The sequence below is a fragment of the Pseudanabaena sp. PCC 6802 genome, from assembly GCF_000332175.1.
In the GTDB taxonomy this organism is placed as follows: Bacteria; Cyanobacteriota; Cyanobacteriia; order Pseudanabaenales; family Pseudanabaenaceae; genus PCC-6802.
Map to the genome: position 1 here is coordinate 586,898 of NZ_KB235910.1, position 19,188 is coordinate 606,085.

Consider the following 19,188-nt stretch of genomic DNA (forward strand, 5'->3'; position numbering starts at 1 on the left):
GCACCTAAACGTTAGCGTCCTGTTTTTCGGCTAGACTCCAGCCCAAAGGAGCGGCTACTTTCTCAGCCAGTTCTATGGCATCAAATGGTTTAGAGATGGCAGCCATAATACCCAGGGCGGCATAGTATTCCAGATCGGATTCCTGCACTCTACCCGTCAGCAGGATGACGGGAATCTCCTTAGTGGCAGGGTCATTCTGTAAATATTGAAAGGTGGTCAATCCATCCATACCTGGCATCATTACATCTAATAAAATTACATCAGGTTTTTCTGCCCCCGCGATCGCCAGACCCTCCTGCCCCGAGCTGGCAGTAATGACTTCCCAGCCTGCCACTGTTTCCAAGCAAATCTGTGCCACTTCGCGAATATACTCTTCGTTATCAATTACTAAAACGCGCTTAACCTTTTTGTCCAACATACAATTCCCTCTCCTCAGATTCTTTCTTTGGTTCCGTATTTGTTGGGGATATGCGATCGCGCCCTGCTTTTTTGGCTTGATAGAGAGCCAGATCGGCAGCGAGATATAGAGACTGTAAGTCTAAACCGTCTTCAGGATATTGAGCCACACCAGCACTAAAAGTTACTTGAAACCGATCGCCGCTTGGAGCAGTAAACTTCTCGCTACGCAATGAATTTAGTATAGTAGTTAATCTTTGCACGCCATCCTGTTTAGTCATGCCATACATACCGATCGCAAATTCCTCTCCCCCCCAACGCGCTACTGAATCTTCGCTGCGGAGCGATCGATTTAATAGCTGCCCCACATGACACAATACTAAATCCCCAGCCGCATGACCGTAGAGATCGTTAACCTGTTTGAAGCAGTCCAGATCGAGGATAGCAAAGCATACCGGCTGTTGGTTGCGTTGCGCCAAATGCAAGTACTCTTCCAATGTTTGGGTTGACGTGTGCCGATTCGCGACCTTAGTGAGCGGGTCAATTTCAGCCATGCGTTTGATAAGCTTGATGCGATCCAGGCGATTGATAATGCGGGTAACTAGCTCTGGCCCGACAATCGGCTTGCAGACAAAATCATCGGCACCCACAGCAAATACGGTATTTACGATCTGCGGATCGGTATGGGCAGTCAGGAAGAGAATTGGTAAGCTACTCCAACGCGAGTCGTTCCGCACGATCTGGCATAACTCAATTCCATTTAAATTCGGCATTTCAATATCTAGAATTAGTAGATCTGGGACGTAAGCGTCCAGCAATTCTAATAGTTGGGTGGGATCGCTCAGTGTCACTAACTTCAGCCCCCAAGGCTCCAGGAGAGTTCGCAAAACTGCCAGTACTTTCGGATCGTCATCTACCGCTACAACCCTGGCAGTTAACGATTCCATGCGTCTAAGGATTTGCGAAACGGCATCCAGCACCTGAGCGGGTTGGGCAGGCTTGCGTAGAAAAGTGCGCCCACCTAGCTTTGCTACCTCCAGTCTTTCTGATATATTGCCGCGATCGCTAAACACCAGTACGGGTATGGGAGGAGTACGCTGGCTCAAACTAGAGAGAAGGGACAAACTATCTGCGATCGAGTCGGAAACCGACAGATCTAACAGCACGACACTGGGAGTTTGTCGTTCGATCTTATCCAGAGCGATCGCCAGATTAGTGGCAATATCAACCCTTATTCCCCAAGAGTTACTCTCAAGCGATAATTCCTGCACCGACTGTAAGTCTCGGTCAATTACTAGTAACAAAGGAAGATCGCGATCGCTGAGAGTACTGCCATCGAGAGATGGGTTAACGGAGTCTAACCTATGTTCTGGAGGTAGATCTCGACCGATCTCTAGTCTTAGAGCAGCTACCAGGTTTTGTAACTCTGCTGTTTCGCGCGAGGTAAATATCTTTTTTTTCGTTAAAATTTGTTCGATTTGTCGGGATAGGCGGGAACCTTCATGAAATCCAAACGTCGCCAGCGAACCTGCTAGGGTATGACTTTCCGCGATCGCGCTGGCTAAAACATCCTCAAAATTCCGCGCGCGTTGCTCTAGACCGGCTGCGGCCTTCTCAATGGTCTCGACCTGCTCGCTGACCCTATGTTTAAAGCGCGCCCAAATACTAGATAGACCTGCTTGGATCTGCTGACGTGTAGAGCGATCGGGATTGCTGTCTGTAGCATGTTCGTTAGGGTGTTCCTGGGACTCAAACCCTGCCTGGTTGTCTGCCCCTGCAATGGGTTTGAGGCGATAGCCGATCCCGTAAACTGTTTCGATCAGCTCTCGATCCGCTCCTACTGCTTTTAGCTTGTGGCGCAGTCCTTTAATCTGGGTACGGACTGCCTCTTCGCTGGGGGGTTTCTTATACGACCAAATGTGATCTAGAAGGGCACTACAACTAAAAACACGATGATGGTTGCGCAGAAACACCTCCAGGAGCGAATATTCCTTAGGTGTAAGTTGCAAAGGCCGATCGCCATAGCTTGCAGTACACGTACTGGGATCTAATTTGAGCTCGCCCCACACCAAAACGGGCATTACCGCAGCCCCACCCCGACGCAGTAAAGCCCGAATGCGCGCCACTAATTCCTCAGGATCGAATGGCTTCACAATATAGTCATCGGCACCTGCATCTAAGCCCATTGCCTTATCATGACCGCTGTCGCGACTCGTCAGAAGAACTATTGGCATTCGGTATCCTAGCGATCGCAACTGACGACAAAGATTGATGCCGTCTAGTTTGGGAAGTACGTAGTCCATCAAAACTAGATCGTAGTCAAATGCTTCTACTAGCTCTCTACCAGATTGTCCGTCTACAGCAACTTCTACAGCATAGTTTTGTCTGGAGAGGATAGTTTTGAGCATACTCGCAGTAAATTCGTCATCCTCTACAACCAGAATCTTCATGGACTTTACCAGTAACCTATATGGTCTTTGTAAATGGTACTACTGCTGCCCCATTCACAAAGTAGATCAATAACCAGTTTAAGCCATTTTTATTAAGATCTCGCGGTATGCATAAAACTCAGTGACTCATTGACTGACAAAAGTTTTGAGCAGCCAAGCTCGTCGTAGGGGCGTTTTTTGCCTAAAAGCTCTGTATGCAATCGTTTGCTTACTTGCTAAACCCCCCTTACAGGATTTGCCAGGCAACCAGGCAACCAGGCTATAACAAATTCAAGCACCACGGAATATCCAAAGGCCTTTTAATATATATGCTTCCCGGTGCACTGACTCGGAAAACATAGCAGCCGTTTCTTGATACTTATCTTTGCGAGCCACACTAGAACTGGTGGCAGTAAAAGGGGTTGTGAATAAGGGACAAGCATCCCATTTACTTTCAACTAGAGAATTCAGTTGTCCGCAATAACCACCGCGCCGTCCTTGTGGTGCGTAATGAGCGCATAAACTGCAATTGGATGCCAAAAAATCGATATCACTCATAAAACTACTACTAAGTATTTATCTCCATCCCATTCACTGCTTCCTTATACATGTAGCTAAAAGTAGCTATCAGCAGCTCCTCCCCCTTAAAATAGCTAACGGCTGGGCTTACGATCGCTAGCAATTGAGCATTCACACTTACTTGGCAGGCAGGCTCACCAGCTCTTACATAGTTTAGACATAAACTTTGAGGAAATTGTGAGGAATCTAACCGATCGGTGCAAAACTTTCATAGATGCCTAAGCGGGTGTCAATAATACTTAAAACACTTAAGAAGCGTTATGCCAACTTTACGTGCGCGGCTCGATCGCCTTGGGGAAGTATTTACTCCCCCCCAATGGGCATGTTGGCTGATCGATCGGTTCCAAATTCTAGACGAATGGTATTCGGGTGCATCTGTCGCAGACCCTACGGCAGGCAATGGATCCTTTGCGATCGCGCTTTGCTGCGAAGCTGTCAAACGAGGTTACAGCCTTAACCATCAGAATATTTCAAGGCTATTTCTTGCCGAACGCCAAGCAACGCTAATTGAGGAGTTTAAGCAGAAGTTTTACAACCTGTTCGGTTTATATTTCCCCGAAAAAAACATAGTTTGTACCGATGTAGTACTTTCTCCCCCTTGTTTTACTGTAGATATACTGATAGGTAACCCCCCCTGGATCAATTTTGCCGACCTACCAACAGATTACAAGGAGATCCTGAAACCATACTTTGTAGCAGAAGGTCTGGTGCCGGATAAACGCCAAGTATTGCTAGGGGCATCCAGGATGGATTTGTCAGCGCTGATCTTGAAAGTATGTTTGTCAAGACTTTTAAACAGGAATGGCAAAGGGTTCTTCTTTATCCCATCATCATTATTTTTTGGCGACGACGCGCACCGTGGGTTTCGCTCCTATCTAGCTGGCACGCGCAGCTTTCGGATCGAACAGATCTGGGATTTTGTGGGGGTAAGAGTATTTGATTCCGTCTCAACCGCCTACTGCGCTGCCAGTTTTTATCTCGATCGCGCCCCAAATTTCCCAATTGCATATTTTCGCGGTGACGGCTTAGTGTGGGAGCAATATCATGCAGTTCCCCTCAGCCACCCTAGCGATCCGCTGAGAATATTACAAGTATCCCAGCCATTAGGGTACCCAAAATTATCGCTCTCAAAGTCGAAAGTAGATATCCCTAAAGAACAACAACCTCGTCAGGGAGCTAACACCTGTGGCGCAAATGCAATTTATATCTTTGCGGACAAACCTGCTTTTCTACCTGATGAATTCCTATATCCTTTAGCGACTAAAGAGTTGTTTCATCGATCGCCCGATCGCGCGTATATTGAAGCTCAAAAATGGATATTAATTCCATATAACAGAGCTACTGGGAAGCCACTAACTGCATCTGAGGTGCAGGCATGTGCGGACTTGTGGAGTTATCTGCTAAAGCATCGTTTGCAACTACAGTCTCGTAAAGGAGCCTTACTGGGAGCGCAGATCGCACGAGGTTACTGGTGGTCATTATTGGGTGTGGGAGTCTACTCATTCCTTCCCTACAAAGTTATGTGGGAATCATATGGCGAGAGGATTTTTAACCCTACAATAATTTCTACCTGCGATGGGAAACCGTGGCAGGGGAACCAGGCCATGCATGCCTTTATACCCTGTCGCGATCGCGCACAAGCGGAGGAAATTTTAGCGCAGTTGCAATCTACTGAATTTCAAACAACTTTAACCGAATTAAACGGAGCTGGCAAACGTAACTGGGCGCAACCCGGCAAAATAAAAAAGTTACTTTCTCTCTACTGTTCGCGATCGTAGCGATCCCGTAATAATTTCAAAATCAGGATGTCTGGTATAAACGATTGATTATTGTAAGGAGAATAGATGCTAGAGTTGCCAAAATTTCAAAATAGAAATCTGCTCTTACAGGCTCTTACCCATCGCTCGTACAGTAACGAGTCGCCAGAGAGCGAAGACGATAATCAAAGATTAGAGTTTCTTGGTGATTGCGTCCTTGGTTTTTTAGTAGGAGCAATGCTATACGAATATTTCCCCGATCTACCAGAAGGAGAATTAACGCGAAGGCGCTCTGCTCTGGTTGACGAACTCAATTTGACCCATTTAGCCAGGGAGTTAGAACTTGGGAGCAAACTCCGCATAGGTAAAGGCACAGAACGAGATGGAGGAAGAGATGCGCCATCGCTTCTTAGCGATGCCTTTGAAGCCATAATTGGGGCATATTTCCTAGATTCTGGCATTGATGCGGTCAAGTTATATGTGGAACAAGTTTTTACCCCATTAATTAGAAATGCACCTCAATATCGATCGCCGATCGATGCTAAATCTCAGCTACAAGAATGGGTTCAATCTAATTTTAATGGCTCGTTACCAGAGTATCGTACTGTCAGTGCATCGGGACAGGATCATGCCAAAGTTTTTACTGTGGAAGTATGGATAGGAGATAAATGCTATGGTACTGGAACCGGACGTAGTAAGAAGAATGCGGAAAAACAGGCTGCTACTGATGCATTGAGTCGCCTGTCTTAATTGACAGATTGACAGACAGTAATAGAGGAGAAACCATGAGCCAGTTTAGTTCTAGTTATATAAGATTCTATGTAATTACGATCGCCTTTGTAGTTGCACTTTTCAGCACAGTCACGTCCTATGGGGAAAAAAACTTACTACCTCCACCCAAGGTTAGCGGCTCGTACAAAATCGAACCCCTAAGTCTGCCCAATTGCTTAAAAGATAAACCACTAGAGCTTGAAATTGCGCAATCAGGTATTTATCTCAGCGGTTCGTTGCGATCGATCGCCCCCGATCGCGCTCGACGCAGATCGACACCACAGGAAAACTTACCTCTAACAGGTATGTGGACGGATAATAAACTATCGCTGGTGGGGACAATTACGCATGTGGAAGGGTGCGATCGCCATCAAAATCTATCGATTGTCGCAACGCAAATGGCAAAGAAATTAGAGGGTCAGATTTCGTTTGCTGGCAGTACATCCAACTTCAGTGCCGAGCGCCAGGAAGAAACCAAGCGCAAGAAAGAAGAATAAAGATATAGCGGTTTTCACTTGAGAACGGGTTTTATTTTTGGGGTGAAGGGGTGGAACACGGCAGTGGCTCTAGCGGGGAACCCCCAAGACCGCCCTGCCTCCCCTTCTTGGGGGCAACGCCCCCAAACCCCCTTCTCGTTTTCATCTGAAAACCGCTATAACACGCACTTTAAATTGGCATAACTTAAAAAAGTCGAATCGCTACAGCAATTGCAATAATTCAGGTTCGGATATACAAGTAATGCCAAGAGCCTGAGCCTTTTGTAATTTAGAACCAGCCTCCTCGCCAACAACAACATAGTCAGTTTTTTTACTCACGGAATCAGTTACCTTTCCACCTGCTTGTTGGATCAGTGCCTTTGCCTCATCTCGTTTCAAAGTGGGCAGGGTGCCGGTAATAACGAAGGTTTTGCCTGCAAGCGCTAAATTCCCCTTTGTTGCTGCTGGGGCGATCGCACCTTGAAATTGCAAGCCCGTTGCTTGCAGTCTTTGCAACAGCGCCTGATTATCTGACGATTGGAACCACTGATGCACAGATTGGGCAATTTCCGCACCAATACCGTAGACCGAAGCGATCGCCTCCGGTGTAGATTCTGCCAGTGCTTGCAAACTTGGGAAATGCTCTGCTAGCAGTTGCGCGTTACTACTACCAACATGGCGGATACCTAAACCATAGAGGACGCGCGCCCAGTTTTTTTCTTTGGATAGGGCGATCGCCGCTAGCAGCTTTTCGGCAGACTTTTGACCCATGCGCTCTAAACCGAGCAATTGCTCTAGGGTGAGATCGTACAGATCCGCCACCGATTGCACTAAGTTTGCCTCCACCAACTGCCGTACTAATTTCTCCCCGATACCGTTAATATCCAACGCATCCCGACTGCCCCAATGCTCGAGCGCCCCTCTGACAATCGCAGGACAGGTGGGATTGACACAGCGCGTCACGGCTTCATCAACAGGCTTCACTACGGGGGAATTGCACTCTGGGCAATGGGTGGGCATCTGAAAACGTACAGCGCCAGCAGGACGGAGATCCGCGAGGATGCGCACCACTTCGGGAATAATTTCCCCCGCCTTGCGCACGATCGCCGTATCGCCAACGTGCAAATCCAACTCAGCGATGCGATCGCTATTATGCAGAGTTGCCCGCGATACGGTAGTACCTGCGAGTTGAACTGGTGATAGTTCTGCCACGGGTGTAAGCGCTCCCGTACGCCCGACCTGGACGGTAACGGCATTAACTACCGTGGGCACTTCTTCAGCGGGATATTTCCAAGCGATCGCCCAGCGAGGAAACTTATGTGTAAAGCCCAGTTCGGTTTGCAAAGTTAAGGAGTTGATTTTAACCACCATGCCATCGGTCATGTAGGGCAGGTTGTGGCGTTCTGTAGACCAGCGATCGTAAAAGGCTTGCACCGCGCTCAAGTCCCGGCAAAGCTGGCGATGGGGATTGACCTTAAATCCGATTTGATGCAGAAACTCTAGGGATTGCCATTGCTGTGTGGGGAAAGACAAGTTCAGATTACCAGGAACGTCTTCGATATGTAAGGTGTAAGCAAAGAAATCCAATTTGCGCCTAGCCACGATGCGGGAGTCTAACTGGCGCAACGTTCCCGCTGCCGCATTACGGGGATTGGCAAATAGTGGCTCGCCCTGTTGCGATCGCGATCGGTTGATTTGCTCGAAACTGCCGAGCGGTAATAAGGCCTCGCCGCGTATCTCCAGGCGAGGGGGTGGATTGTCCAATTGGAGTCGGAGGGGAATGGAACGAATGGCTTTCACGTTTTGCGTAATATCTTCCCCTGCAATGCCGTCGCCCCTGGTCGCACCGCGCACCAATATTCCATGTTCGTAGGTTAGTGCGATCGCCGAACCATCAATTTTGAGTTCGCATACATATTCGGCATTGGCATCGGGCATCACCTTTTGCCAGCGTTCTTGCCAGGTTTGCATATCATCGCTACTAAAAGCGTTTTCCAAACTATAGAGCGGAATATGATGCCGTACCGACACGAATTGCGAGGCAGGTTTCTCGCCAACCCGTTGCGTGGGGCTATCGGGGGTAATTAGCTCTGGGTACTGGCCTTCAAGGTCTTGCAGCTCTCGATACAAGCGATCGTAGACGCTATCCTCCATGTTAGGTGCATCGAGGACGTAATACGCATAGCTAGCCTCCTGGAGCATCTTTTGCAGATCCTGGACTCGCTGTTGGGGGTTGGGGGTTGGGGGTATTTCTTGTCCCATAGCACATCCTCTTTGCTTGTTTGCCCGTGCCTATTCCAATTTAAATTGTTGAGGTTACGGATGGAGTGTGTGGGGGCATTGTCCCCACGAAGTGTCAGCTTGCGCCATTTTGATATTTAATCTTGAGCGCTAGAATTATTGAGGCAAGTATTAGAGTCACCACATTAGCTGCAATGATGGGAATATCTTGGATTGAGAAGCCATAAACCAGCCACAGCACAATGCCGATACAGAGTACGATCAACATGCTCCAGGAGAGATCTTGCGCCGATTTAGATTTCCAAGTTTTAATCACCTGAGGCAAATAGGCAAGAGTAGTGAGGACTCCTGCTACTAAACCTAGAGTAGTTATGTAGTTAAATTCCATCATGTCAAACCAGATCGCGTAGAGCTATAATACCAATTCTCTAAAGTAAATTAGACAGACGCGAGAAATCCCCACCGCACCTTTCATGAAAAAACGCAATGGGGGATTTATTAGGTTGAAACTTTGTGGTTGGGAGCAGACTTAACTTACACGGTGATAAAACTCGTTCCAGTCACCAGGAAAGCTTGCGTATTAACCAACACCATCAAATCTTCGCCGCTAGAGTTTAGCCTGAGTACGGTGTCGTTACCGCTTTGGAAAATTGAAATGTCTCCAAACTGCAATCCACCTGTTAGCGCCAAGAGGTCTTCGCTCACAGTAAAGTCTGCCACATAGTCGGTTTGTTTACCTGCCTGAATTGCGAATCTGTCCGAGCCACCCGCGCCAGCTAAGACATCAACACCGATATCACCAGCAAGGAAATCATTACCATCATTGCCATAGATGGTGTCGTTCCCCTGACCGCCGTAGAGAATATCATCTCCCTCTCCACCAAAGAGGTTGTCATTTCCCTTATTGCCAAACAGAAAATCGTTATCGTCGTTGCCAAACAATACGTCCTGATCCTGGCCGCCATATAACGTGTCATTCCCAAATAACCCAGTCAACGAGTCATTTCCCTTGCCGCCATAGAGCGTATCGTTCCCACCCGTACCGACAACTTCGTTATTACCATCAACAAACGTTGGGAAGAACGGGGCTTCTGGCCCAAATGTGGGGTTAGATCCAGGCGGCACAGTCGCGCCTTGCCCGCTATCATTGTCTAGGATATTGATAACTACAGACCGCGTTCCAGCTCCTGAAGCTCCATTAATACTTATGATGTCTAAGACAAAACTCTCGGTAATTTCTGCATCCGTATCGTCGATGATTGGGATCGTAACAGGGATGCTCCTAGGATCGGGATCTTGAGGAAAGCTTATTGATGACTCTCTGGCAATTGCCAGATAATCTTGTCCTTCAGTGGCAGCATTTGTATTAGTCCCGTTTCTCGTACCGTAGGTAATGGTTACTTTTGCAGTATTCCCCTGGTCGTCTACTGCTGGGAACAGATCGCCACTGTAGAGAATGGGAATAGTAACTGAACCAACGTTCTCGTCTACGTTTATAACGACGGTATTACCAAAACCTATAGTTCCCATAAAGCTTCACTCCTCAACACACAATTTGTCTAAACCTAAATCTGTCAGTTAAAAATTCTTACAGAAGTGACTAGAATACTACCCTAAAAACAGTAGTTTTAGTCATCACGAAAATGATGATTTTTCTGCATATTACATCTTGTTAAATCCGACTTTAACTGCAAAGTTAATTGCATTTTCCGGCAATATTAATTGCCAGTTGTAGAATATCTGACTCAAGTTTCCTACAGTTTCTTTGCTGCTTCTAGCTTTTGACAACCACCCCAAACTGCTAGGATCGATTCAAGCGTTTTTTTGAGCAAAACTATGATTGCAGTTACTCAATTACAACAAGACCTAAATTTTGAGCAATTTTTGGCGCAATGTCCTGAAGATGGTCGCTACGAACTTGTGGATGGCAAGATGGTAAGAATTTTAGCAACAAGAAGACATTATGATGTCGCTGGGTTAATTCAAAAAAGCTTCGATCGCGAGATCGATCGCCTGGGGATGAATTACGTAGTCAATAATGCGATCGTACTGCTTACCACCAATAAACAAGGTAAAGAGCAAGGCAGAAATCCTGATGTGAGTGTAATCGATCGCAATGTTTGGCGCTCTGAACGCCTGAATCATCGAGGTATACGAGAACCAATTCAAATTGCGGTTGAGGTGGTTTCAACCAATTGGGAAGATGATTATATTGACAAACTTGATGAATATGAACGCTTAGGTATTTGCGAATATTGGATTGTTGATTATTTAGCTCTGGGCAGTCGAACTTACCTGGGCAACCCCAAAGAACCTTCCGTTTTGGTCTTTACCCTGGATGCCGAAAGAAAGTATCAGTTTACTCGGTTTCAAAATAGCGATCGCATTGTATCTCCGACCTTTCCAGAACTAGCACTCACAGTTGAGCAAATTCTTAAAGCTTAGGGAATTGTCAACAAATAATGTCCCAACCGTAGGGCGTATTAGGCGCTAGCCGTAACGCGCCGCTGGTATTTTATTTCTGAGCAAATCCCTTAACTGGTGCTGCGAACTCAATGCTATCCTAGGCAGCGATAGGCCGGTAAATCTAGATCGTATGAAAAGCTTAGGCAATTGGTTTGTCAAACTCATCCAGACTTTTTTTCTGTTCGGACAGGTAATCTTTCACGTTCTGATCGAGCGGCGACTGCACTGGCGTAACAGCGTAGAACAGATGTCGGTGGTTGGGACGGAATCGCTGATAATTACGCTAATCACCGCTAGTTTTGTGGGTGGCGTGTTTACGATTCAAGTGGCGAAAGAGTTTATTAATTTTGGGGCACAGCAGGCGATTGGGGGTGTCCTGGCGATCGCCCTTACCCGAGAACTAGCGCCGACGCTTACCGCTGTGGTGATTGCGGGTCGGGTTGGGTCGGCATTTGCAGCGGAAATTGGTACGATGCAGGTAACCGAGCAAATCGATGCGCTCTACATGCTGCGAACTAATCCCATTGACTATCTGGTGACACCTCGCATTGTAGCTTGCGTGTTGATGATGCCAGTGTTGACAATTCTATCGCTGATTACAGGTATGACCGGAGGTTTATTTATCTCTGAGGCTCTGTATGGCATTCCACAATCGGTATTTTTAGATTCGGTTCAGACCTTTCTCAAAACCTGGGATGTAATTACGGCGATCGTCAAAGCGGGAGTATTTGGAGTTTTAATTGCTACGATTGGAACTAACTGGGGGCTAACTACGACGGGTGGCGCTAAGGGTGTAGGTGAATCGACTACCACAGCAGTCGTAACGGCATTATTAGCGATTTTTGCCTCTAATTTCTTTATGTCCTGGATTCTCTACAGTGACGCACTCTCATCGGTAGCAGGCGCGGTCAATTAAGAACATTTTAGACATCGATTACCTGATTCGTCCTGGCGGCTTTTTCCGCAGCACAGGCAACTGCTAGGGCATGTAAGGCGCTGGCAGGCGTGACGTAGAGGGGCGTGCCGTTAAATAGATGTGACAAGACATTTTCGGTATCTTTTTTAAATAATCCTCGACTAGGCCCTGCTGGCAAGGTTTCTTCCCCGTTAGCGGCAATCAATTTTCCGGTTTCCGCCTCAAAAATTATTGCTCCTTGGCTGCCCTGAATTTCCAGAGAGCGCTCGGGCTTCCAGACATGTTCGCCTTTACTGTAGCCGACATCAGCAATCAAACCGCTATCGAACTGTAGTTGAGCATTACAAACGCAGGCAGTGAATTGCTTGGGTAAATTTCCCCCTTCGTAGCGCAGTTGGCATGAAACAGAGCGCACTTGCCCGAACATGGCGGTAAGTCGATGAATGCGCGATACGGCTGCGATGAGAGGAAATCCAAATAAATCCGGCATGTAAGTCCATTTTTCAGGGGCAGGCGTTTGCGGGTTTTGGGTGGCATAGCGCGCATAAAAAGGCTTGCCAATTCTAGGTAGTGCTTCTACAGCCGCCTGGTGGACTCCGCCAAGCAGTTCGATATGCTCGACATGCAGCATGAGTTGCTTTTGCTGGGCTAACTGCACCAGTTCCGTTGCCTCTGCCAGACTAAAAGAGAGGGGATATTCGACAATTACGTGTTTGCCGCTTAGCAATGCTTTGGATACTACGGTGCTGTGCTCGCGATTGATCGTGGCGACAACGATCGCTTCGAGATCGGGTCGGACAACCAGGTCAGACCAATACTCGTGGGCATCCATACCAAACATTTGCCCCAGTTCTTGGGCTTTAGTGAAGTTGCCAGCGATCGCTTTGAGTTGTACCCTTTCATCCTGTGAAAAAATCTCTGCGCGGAGCTTTGCCACGAAACCCGTACCAACAATACCAATTCTCAATTGTAGTTATTCCTAAAGTTCAAGGGTATAAATGTTCAGTAGGGGGCAGGTTTGGCTGAAAGCCTTACAGTGAGCTAATAACGGCTCTACTAAACCTGCCAGATCCAATCAGTCAACCAGATTGAGTGCTCTGATGCGTTACGCTGGCACTAACGGCATCCTACGGGGAGATGACATTTGTGCCAATCCCTAGCCTTCTAAAGCCGATTCAACTTAGAAGGGGGCAGGCGCTTGACTTTTACTTTGACGCGAAAAATGCGCTTGCCTGTAATTGTATTTGCCCAAACTGCAATCTTATTCCAGGTCATTTCCGAAATGTAGCGATTGCATACGCTTGCCAGGGCTATAACAGTAGCGATCGGGAAAATCGTATCCAAGGAGTTACCATCGCGGCTGCCGACTAGCAGACAGACAACGGAGGCAACAAGCGATGAAATCAGAAAGAACTGGAACTTAGTCATAGTTTAGATAATTAATCAGAAATCTCTGAACAAAAAAGTTAGCTGTTGGCTGTTAGCTATTAGCTGTTAGCTAGCTTATAGAGTAATCATAGCAAGCCTTAGAGACTCGTGTAAGTTGTACCTTGCTTAGCTATACTCAGGCATTTTTTAGTTGCTTTAACGCCAACCTGCCCCCAGGCTTTAACCATAGATTCGGCGATCGCTTCAATCTGTCCCGCACTGCCCAAAGCCAATAGGGTCGGCCCCGCACCACTGATGACAACGCCATGCGCTCCGGCGGCGATCGCGGCGGCTTGCACTGCTTCCATGCCAGGAATTAAACTCTGGCGGTAGGGCTGATGTAGTTTATCCTGGAGGGCAGACTGCAACCAGGAGGGATTAGCACTGGTTAAGGCTTGCACGAGGAGGGCGAGATGAGAGGCGTTAAAAATGGCATCCTTAAGCGCAACTTCCTTGGGTACTACCTGACGAGCTTTGGCTGTAGGTAGCTCGAAGTCAGGAATTGCCACCGCGATCGCAATATCTTTGTGCCACGGCAACGCGCAAAATTCCCAGCCGCCGCACTTAGCAGAGGCAATCAACTGACAGCCACCCAACATGGCTGGAGTGACGTTATCGGGATGCCCCTCCATATCGATCGCCAGTTGCAATAATTCCTTTTGACTGAGGGGCGAGCCAGCCAACAAATTTCCCCCAATAATTCCAGCCACGATTGCGGTAGCAGAACTACCTAACCCCCTTGCGAGGGGAACCTGCAAATCGACATGAAGCGAGATGACGGGCTTGGGTTTGCCAATGCGTTCGTAAAACTGTTCCAGGCTTTGGTAGACCAGATTCGTTTTGTTCTTGGCAATTTTGTCAGCGGCTGCACCGGAGGCGGTAATCCGAAATTCATCGGACAGGGCGATTTCAAATTTGTTGAACAGGGTGAGAGCCGCACCCAAACAATCATAGCCAGGTCCAAGATTTGCCGTAGTTGCTGGCACTGCGATCGCATAAGAGGACATGCTTGTGTGAAGAGTAAAAAGAACTGATCTAAGATTATTCCACGCCTGTCAATTACTGCTTTTATTAATTTTCATGTCAGATTTGCGATCGGATCCATCATTAAAAGATCGATTACCAACTCAACCCACTCCAGATTTCCTCAATTTAGCTCGCGATCGCATTGCTAAATACCTCGATCGCTACGCGGGCGATCTGGATAGTTCCGAAATAGAGAAGCTCAAAGAACTAGAACTCAAGCTGGCAGAACACCAGGTGGAAATAGCTGTTTTTGGTTTGGTGTCGCGGGGTAAAACTGCGGTAATTAATGCTTTGCTGGGCAGAAAAGTTGGTATAACAGGTGCAACGCACGGCACTACGCAGACCCCCACGGGCGTGCAATTCGATCTCAGTCGGTCTAGCAATAATACAGAGCAATTACCAATTGATGCGCCTGCGCCAGCCAGGAAAGTTCAACTCAAACTGATCGATACGCCTGGATTAGATGAGATCGACGGCGAAGATAAAGGTGAAATGGCGAAAGCGATCGCTAAGCAAGCCGACCTGATTTTGTTTGTAGTTGCAGGGGACATGACCCGCCTGGAGTTGGAGACACTATCCGAGTTGCGATCGGCCTCTAAACCAATCCTGTTGGTTTTTAACAAAGTAGATCTCTATCCCGAAAGCGATCGCGCTGCCATCCATGCTGCACTACAAAACAAGCAATTGCAACACCTGATTTCACCCGATGAAATTATCTTGACGGCAGCGGAACCGCTACCAACAAAGGTGAGAGTGCAATATGCCGGAATGCATGGGTCGCAAAATCCTGCAAGTATTGCAGAGACGTGGGAACCGCAGCCGCCACAGATACAAGCGCTCAAGCAAAAAATTCTCGATCTGCTCAACCAGGAGGGCAAGGCTCTATTAGCGATCGATGCACTGAGAACCCTAGCTCAGATACAGGATACTGCCAGCGATCGCCGTATTCAGAAATTACCGCGCCTGCGTAGTGTTGCGTCTCTGGTATTTGCAATTAAAGCGATCGCCTCGATCCTGTCACCTTCATTCTGGCTAGATGCAATTATTAGTGCTGGCATCGATCTGCCTGTAGCATTGGTATGGACGCGATCGGGGCAAGCATTACCAGGAGCGAGCCTGCCGCTGTGGTTGGGGGCAATTTTGCTGAATGCTGCGGTTACATCCGCCTGGGGACTGGAAGCCCAGATTACTCAAATTGGCTGGTTGGGCATCACCACCCCATTCCTACTCCAGAGCTTGCAGGCCGCCATGCACCGCCATAGTGGTTGGGGTAAAACTGGAGCCAGGACGCTCGCGCAAGAAATCCTGCAACAAGTACCTACAAATTCCATCCTCAGCCGTATTTCTCCAGAATTAGAACCAGCATCAATTGCTCGAGTTATGGGTAACTGACTCCGCAGTGTCAAGAATACTTTCAGGGGGCATTAATGGAATTACTCTTTAAGATTTCTTTCTTACTTCTTTCCTCTCTTTTTACTGGAATCGTAATATTTCTTTCCACAGTCCTTAGAGGAACATTTAACGCATTAACAGAAGCACAGTATTACTCTTTTTATTCAGAAATCATCGTAAGAGGAAGAAAATCGGTTGTTATTAACACAATTGTGTCGGTACCAATTCTGATATTTGCAGCATATCTTCTTTATGGCTTCAGGAACTCGTTCTTTATCACTGGCTCGTTGTTATACATATCAGGTTCTTTTGTAGCGTCAATAATAATCAATGAACCTGCATATGCACAATTACTCAAAATGGATATAAACGATCGCGCAGAAATAATTAAGATTCGTGGCTTACTAAACAAAGGTAATATCACCAGAGCCGTTTTATCTCTGTTTGGTATACTCTTAGTCGGAATATCAATCTCAGGTTATTGATGTTTCGCCCAATATCGGGATTCGCTATGAATTTACTCGTTGCCAAGATGAAGTGGGTTATGTTAGTGTCTGGCGCACTGACATGCACGATGTTCTATGCTGCTGTAGACCCACAAGCTGCTCTAAACTCGATGTTTGGAGCAGCGCTTCAAGGCCCCCTTGCTGAAATTGTCGTGCGTAATTGGGGCGCGCTAATCGCGCTCGTCGGTGCAATGCTAATTTACGGTGCGTTCGATCCGCCGAGTCGCCCTTTAGTCCTTACCGTTGCTGGTCTCAGCAAACTGATCTTCATCGGCCTGGTTCTCTTCTATGGCACGCAATATCTAGGGCAACAGGCTGGTCTGGCGATCGCTATCGATCTGGTCATGGTGGTGCTTTTCGTCAGTTACCTCGTCGCTGTCCGTCGCCATAAGACTGCTGCCTAAGCTGTTGGTGAAACTGCTACAAATAGCTGGCAAATACCCAGACAAGAATCTATATAATAAGCAGAAAGAATAAATTTATCTATATGACTGATTTACCTAGCGATCGCGCAATTCTGCAAGTACTCGCCCCCATTTCAGATCCACAGCAGGGCAAGAGTTTGGTGGAACTCAATATGATTCGTGATGTGGTGGTGAAGCCATCGGGAGTAGTTAGCTTTACGCTGGTGCTGGCAAATCCCAACAGCCCGCATCGCGATACGATTATCGACAAGTGCAAAACTGCAATTAAAGCTCTGGATGGCGTTACAGATGTCTGGGCCAAGGTGATTTCCGATAGCCCTGCCACTAACCCTAACCCTGTGGCTCCACCCAAACCAGGTGGCGATCGCATGGCAATTCCGGGCATCAAACATATTATTGCCGTCTCTAGTGGCAAGGGTGGCGTGGGCAAAACCACCGTATCGGTTAACCTGGCAGTCGGTCTGGCCGAGATGGGCGCAAAAGTCGGCATCCTCGACGCGGATATTTACGGGCCAAACGTGCCGCTGATGCTGGGCATGGATGACTTTCGCTTCAGTGCCGAGCATATCAGCACCGATGCCAATGGTATGGATGTCGTGCAACCCGCATTTAACTACGGAGTCAAAATTGTCTCCAGGGCATTCACCCACGGCCACCAGCCGTTACCCTGGCGCGGGCCAATGCTGCACGGCATTATTCGCCAATTCCTCACCCAGGTGAATTGGGGCGAGCTGGATTATTTAATCGTGGACATGCCACCTGGCACTGGTGATGCCCAAATGACACTGATTCAATCGGTGGCAACTTCCGGAGCAGTAATTGTCACGACACCGCAAAATGTATCGCTGCTGGATTCCTATAAAGGCTTGCAGATGTTTGAGAATATGGGCGTTCCCATTCTCGGCATCGTGGAAAACATGAGTTACTTCATCCCCCCAGATATGCCCGATAAGCAGTACGACATTTTTGGCTCCGGCGGCGGTACGAAGACGGCATCTGAACTGGGCATTCCTTTACTGGGCTGCGTGCCGTTGGAAATTGGTTTGCGCGAAGGAGGGGATCGCGGCGTGCCTATCACGCTCAGTCATCCTGAATCTGCTTCTGCCCAGGCTTTAAAAGCGATCGCTCAAGCAGTTGCTAGTAAAATAGAAACATTGGGACAAGCCTAAATACTCAAGTTTGCTGCTACATCAAAGGGGATTGGCGGTGGAGCGTTTGCAGAGGGCGCTCCCTGTTGCTTAAGCTTAGTGTGAGCGATCGCTTTGGGCAACTTGCTAGCTGGCTCTGATCTAGTCTCGCCACTCAGGCGATCCAAACTCGGTCTCGAAATCATTGTCGATGTGCAGGAGGGTAACGTCGCGACCGTTGCGTCCTAGGACTCGGGTTGCGGCAAGCCAACACTCTGCCTGCTCAGATCTTTTTAGGATAAGATCCTGACTCCAGATTCCGTTGCGGGCATGAAAAGAAACGCGGTAGTATGCGGCTGGAAGCAGCGACCAGCGACCAATCAGAAAGTCGGCGGGGGAGTTGATCTCGCCCCAATACTTCTTGAAGATATCTCGCGACGCATCCATGTCTCTCACTCGAATTCGAAGATCATACAGTGGGAATTCACCTATTCTTATAACCACGATGTTCTGCGCAATAGAAAGCCCCAAGTCAAAGTGATAGAGCATAAAATAACAGAACGAATCACCTCCAGTCTGTACACTCTCTATACGCTTCTGGATAGAGAGCATCTCTTCTCTAAGTTTGGTAAGTTGTTGTGAAGTATCCAATTCAAGATAGTCAATTCCAAGGAATTGTTTGCGTATGGATGCAAAAGCAGGAGTGTCCAAGATGGTGGTCATACGCTCCAAGTGATAAATTTCTGTCCGAATATCTGTCGCAGAATTGGCAAGATCCCGACGTTCAGCAAGCATGAGTTCCTGATTGGTCACGAAAACAAATCCTTCGGCGCTGTTCTTGCGCGCACCTTTTGCGTCACTTAGAAACTTCTTTTTTATACAAGCGAAGGATTGCTGACCACTAGGAAAATAAACACCCATCACCCAAAGTTGCCCATCTTTGCTGCACATCGCATCCTTGCCACCATCTTTGCCGCCGAGGGGGTGACTCGGGTCAAGATCAGAAAACCCATCGGCCAGTAGCACTTGCGCGGAGAGACGCTCCGATAATCCCTGTCCAGAAGTCCATTCGCGCAGGCGATGCCATGTCTCGTCCCAACGAGGTGTCGTCATGAATCGAGGTCTCCAAAAGTCCAGCTAACGGCAAAATTCACCTACTATCATAGCTTTCCATTTCTATAAGAGACAAACAAAATTATTCAGATATAACGATTCTATTCGGTGCGATCGCCTTTGCTATTAACCAACCTCCC

19 protein-coding genes are annotated in these 19,188 nt (G+C 47.7%); 9 read left to right on the forward strand and 10 right to left on the reverse strand.

From position 1 onward, the window contains the following. Positions 1-4 precede the first annotated feature (4 nt). The 3 genes from PSE6802_RS0102935 to PSE6802_RS33075 all read right to left on the reverse strand — a co-directional run bounded on the left by PSE6802_RS0102935 (position 5) and on the right by PSE6802_RS33075 (position 3,383). Entirely contained in the window at positions 5-418 is a 414-nt protein-coding gene (locus PSE6802_RS0102935; protein WP_019498571.1) for a response regulator, read from the reverse strand. Beyond that, positions 399-2,846, reverse strand: coding sequence for a response regulator (locus PSE6802_RS0102940; RefSeq protein WP_019498572.1), 2,448 nt, complete (start codon positions 2,844-2,846; stop codon positions 399-401). The genes PSE6802_RS0102935 and PSE6802_RS0102940 overlap by 20 nt, the downstream gene beginning before the upstream one ends. 270 nt (positions 2,847-3,116) lie before the next feature. Then, positions 3,117-3,383 carry a hypothetical protein gene (locus PSE6802_RS33075; protein WP_156815387.1) on the reverse strand — a complete coding sequence of 89 codons (267 nt, stop codon included), beginning with the start codon at positions 3,381-3,383 and terminating at the stop codon, positions 3,117-3,119. A gap of 281 nt (positions 3,384-3,664) precedes the next feature. Here PSE6802_RS33075 and PSE6802_RS0102950 point away from each other — a divergent pair, with 281 nt between their 5' ends. The 3 genes from PSE6802_RS0102950 (at position 3,665) to PSE6802_RS30715 (ending at position 6,429) form a co-directional block, all read left to right on the forward strand. After that, positions 3,665-5,182 (forward strand): Eco57I restriction-modification methylase domain-containing protein, encoded by a 1,518-nt coding sequence (locus tag PSE6802_RS0102950; RefSeq protein ID WP_019498573.1) that lies wholly within the window; start codon positions 3,665-3,667, stop codon positions 5,180-5,182. A 66-nt stretch (positions 5,183-5,248) separates the two neighbouring features. Next, the gene (rnc, locus tag PSE6802_RS0102955) at positions 5,249-5,911 is read left to right on the forward strand and encodes a ribonuclease III (RefSeq protein ID WP_019498574.1); all 663 of its coding nucleotides are present in this window, start codon (positions 5,249-5,251) and stop codon (positions 5,909-5,911) included. Positions 5,912-5,946: 35 nt separating this feature from the next. Next, positions 5,947-6,429 carry a hypothetical protein gene (locus PSE6802_RS30715; RefSeq protein WP_019498575.1) on the forward strand — a complete coding sequence of 161 codons (483 nt, stop codon included), beginning with the start codon at positions 5,947-5,949 and terminating at the stop codon, positions 6,427-6,429. A 201-nt stretch (positions 6,430-6,630) separates the two neighbouring features. On the opposite strand, the gene ligA is transcribed toward PSE6802_RS30715, so the two are convergent. The 3 genes from ligA to PSE6802_RS30720 all read right to left on the reverse strand — a co-directional run bounded on the left by ligA (position 6,631) and on the right by PSE6802_RS30720 (position 10,179). Further along, positions 6,631-8,670, reverse strand: coding sequence for an NAD-dependent DNA ligase LigA (gene ligA, locus PSE6802_RS0102965; protein WP_019498576.1), 2,040 nt, complete (start codon positions 8,668-8,670; stop codon positions 6,631-6,633). A 94-nt stretch (positions 8,671-8,764) separates the two neighbouring features. Further along, entirely contained in the window at positions 8,765-9,037 is a 273-nt protein-coding gene (locus tag PSE6802_RS0102970; RefSeq protein WP_019498577.1) for a SemiSWEET transporter, read from the reverse strand. Between the two features lie 146 nt (positions 9,038-9,183). Then, positions 9,184-10,179, reverse strand: coding sequence for a Calx-beta domain-containing protein (locus PSE6802_RS30720; RefSeq protein ID WP_019498578.1), 996 nt, complete (start codon positions 10,177-10,179; stop codon positions 9,184-9,186). A gap of 306 nt (positions 10,180-10,485) precedes the next feature. On the opposite strand from PSE6802_RS30720, the gene PSE6802_RS0102980 reads away from it, so the two are divergent. After that, a complete protein-coding gene (locus PSE6802_RS0102980) occupies positions 10,486-11,094 on the forward strand; it encodes a Uma2 family endonuclease (RefSeq protein ID WP_019498579.1) in 609 nt (202 codons plus the stop codon). Positions 11,095-11,245: 151 nt separating this feature from the next. Continuing rightward, positions 11,246-12,031, forward strand: coding sequence for an MlaE family lipid ABC transporter permease subunit (locus tag PSE6802_RS0102985; RefSeq protein ID WP_019498580.1), 786 nt, complete (start codon positions 11,246-11,248; stop codon positions 12,029-12,031). Positions 12,032-12,038: 7 nt separating this feature from the next. Here PSE6802_RS0102985 and PSE6802_RS0102990 read toward each other — a convergent pair whose 3' ends face one another. The 3 genes from PSE6802_RS0102990 to thrB all read right to left on the reverse strand — a co-directional run bounded on the left by PSE6802_RS0102990 (position 12,039) and on the right by thrB (position 14,466). Continuing rightward, the gene (locus PSE6802_RS0102990) at positions 12,039-12,998 is read right to left on the reverse strand and encodes a Gfo/Idh/MocA family protein (RefSeq protein WP_019498581.1); all 960 of its coding nucleotides are present in this window, start codon (positions 12,996-12,998) and stop codon (positions 12,039-12,041) included. 197 nt (positions 12,999-13,195) lie between these two features. After that, a complete protein-coding gene (locus PSE6802_RS0102995) occupies positions 13,196-13,459 on the reverse strand; it encodes a hypothetical protein (protein ID WP_019498582.1) in 264 nt (87 codons plus the stop codon). Between the two features lie 98 nt (positions 13,460-13,557). Beyond that, on the reverse strand, positions 13,558-14,466 hold the full coding sequence (gene thrB, locus PSE6802_RS0103000) for a homoserine kinase (protein WP_019498583.1): 909 nt from the start codon (positions 14,464-14,466) through the stop codon (positions 13,558-13,560). Between the two features lie 73 nt (positions 14,467-14,539). Between thrB and PSE6802_RS0103005 the strand changes: the two genes are divergently transcribed. The 4 genes from PSE6802_RS0103005 to PSE6802_RS0103020 all read left to right on the forward strand — a co-directional run bounded on the left by PSE6802_RS0103005 (position 14,540) and on the right by PSE6802_RS0103020 (position 17,977). Then, a complete protein-coding gene (locus PSE6802_RS0103005) occupies positions 14,540-15,877 on the forward strand; it encodes an Era-like GTP-binding protein (RefSeq protein ID WP_019498584.1) in 1,338 nt (445 codons plus the stop codon). A gap of 35 nt (positions 15,878-15,912) precedes the next feature. Then, complete coding sequence (locus tag PSE6802_RS0103010; protein ID WP_019498585.1) at positions 15,913-16,362, forward strand: hypothetical protein; 450 nt, start codon at positions 15,913-15,915, stop codon at positions 16,360-16,362. Positions 16,363-16,388: 26 nt separating this feature from the next. Further along, positions 16,389-16,787, forward strand: a complete 399-nt coding sequence (locus PSE6802_RS0103015; RefSeq protein ID WP_026103015.1) for a hypothetical protein — start codon at positions 16,389-16,391, stop codon at positions 16,785-16,787. An 83-nt stretch (positions 16,788-16,870) separates the two neighbouring features. Beyond that, complete coding sequence (locus tag PSE6802_RS0103020; protein ID WP_019498587.1) at positions 16,871-17,977, forward strand: Mrp/NBP35 family ATP-binding protein; 1,107 nt, start codon at positions 16,871-16,873, stop codon at positions 17,975-17,977. A gap of 120 nt (positions 17,978-18,097) precedes the next feature. On the opposite strand, the gene PSE6802_RS0103025 is transcribed toward PSE6802_RS0103020, so the two are convergent. Beyond that, positions 18,098-19,048, reverse strand: coding sequence for a hypothetical protein (locus PSE6802_RS0103025; RefSeq protein ID WP_019498588.1), 951 nt, complete (start codon positions 19,046-19,048; stop codon positions 18,098-18,100). Positions 19,049-19,188: the final 140 nt, after the last annotated feature.

Excerpts from the sequence above, each read along its gene's own strand:
- PSE6802_RS0102935 (WP_019498571.1), bottom strand. The coding sequence starts at position 418 with ATGTTGGACAAAAAGGTTAAGCGCGTTTTAGTAATTGATAACGAAGAG.
- PSE6802_RS0102940 (WP_019498572.1), bottom strand. The coding sequence starts at position 2,846 with ATGAAGATTCTGGTTGTAGAGGATGACGAATTTACTGCGAGTATGCTC.
- PSE6802_RS33075 (WP_156815387.1), bottom strand. The coding sequence starts at position 3,383 with ATGAGTGATATCGATTTTTTGGCATCCAATTGCAGTTTATGCGCTCAT.
- PSE6802_RS0102950 (WP_019498573.1), top strand. The coding sequence starts at position 3,665 with ATGCCAACTTTACGTGCGCGGCTCGATCGCCTTGGGGAAGTATTTACT.
- rnc (WP_019498574.1), top strand. The coding sequence starts at position 5,249 with ATGCTAGAGTTGCCAAAATTTCAAAATAGAAATCTGCTCTTACAGGCT.
- PSE6802_RS30715 (WP_019498575.1), top strand. The coding sequence starts at position 5,947 with ATGAGCCAGTTTAGTTCTAGTTATATAAGATTCTATGTAATTACGATC.
- ligA (WP_019498576.1), bottom strand. The coding sequence starts at position 8,670 with ATGGGACAAGAAATACCCCCAACCCCCAACCCCCAACAGCGAGTCCAG.
- PSE6802_RS0102970 (WP_019498577.1), bottom strand. The coding sequence starts at position 9,037 with ATGGAATTTAACTACATAACTACTCTAGGTTTAGTAGCAGGAGTCCTC.
- PSE6802_RS30720 (WP_019498578.1), bottom strand. The coding sequence starts at position 10,179 with ATGGGAACTATAGGTTTTGGTAATACCGTCGTTATAAACGTAGACGAG.
- PSE6802_RS0102980 (WP_019498579.1), top strand. The coding sequence starts at position 10,486 with ATGATTGCAGTTACTCAATTACAACAAGACCTAAATTTTGAGCAATTT.
- PSE6802_RS0102985 (WP_019498580.1), top strand. The coding sequence starts at position 11,246 with ATGAAAAGCTTAGGCAATTGGTTTGTCAAACTCATCCAGACTTTTTTT.
- PSE6802_RS0102995 (WP_019498582.1), bottom strand. The coding sequence starts at position 13,459 with ATGACTAAGTTCCAGTTCTTTCTGATTTCATCGCTTGTTGCCTCCGTT.
- thrB (WP_019498583.1), bottom strand. The coding sequence starts at position 14,466 with ATGTCCTCTTATGCGATCGCAGTGCCAGCAACTACGGCAAATCTTGGA.
- PSE6802_RS0103005 (WP_019498584.1), top strand. The coding sequence starts at position 14,540 with ATGTCAGATTTGCGATCGGATCCATCATTAAAAGATCGATTACCAACT.
- PSE6802_RS0103010 (WP_019498585.1), top strand. The coding sequence starts at position 15,913 with ATGGAATTACTCTTTAAGATTTCTTTCTTACTTCTTTCCTCTCTTTTT.
- PSE6802_RS0103015 (WP_026103015.1), top strand. The coding sequence starts at position 16,389 with ATGAATTTACTCGTTGCCAAGATGAAGTGGGTTATGTTAGTGTCTGGC.
- PSE6802_RS0103020 (WP_019498587.1), top strand. The coding sequence starts at position 16,871 with ATGACTGATTTACCTAGCGATCGCGCAATTCTGCAAGTACTCGCCCCC.
- PSE6802_RS0103025 (WP_019498588.1), bottom strand. The coding sequence starts at position 19,048 with ATGACGACACCTCGTTGGGACGAGACATGGCATCGCCTGCGCGAATGG.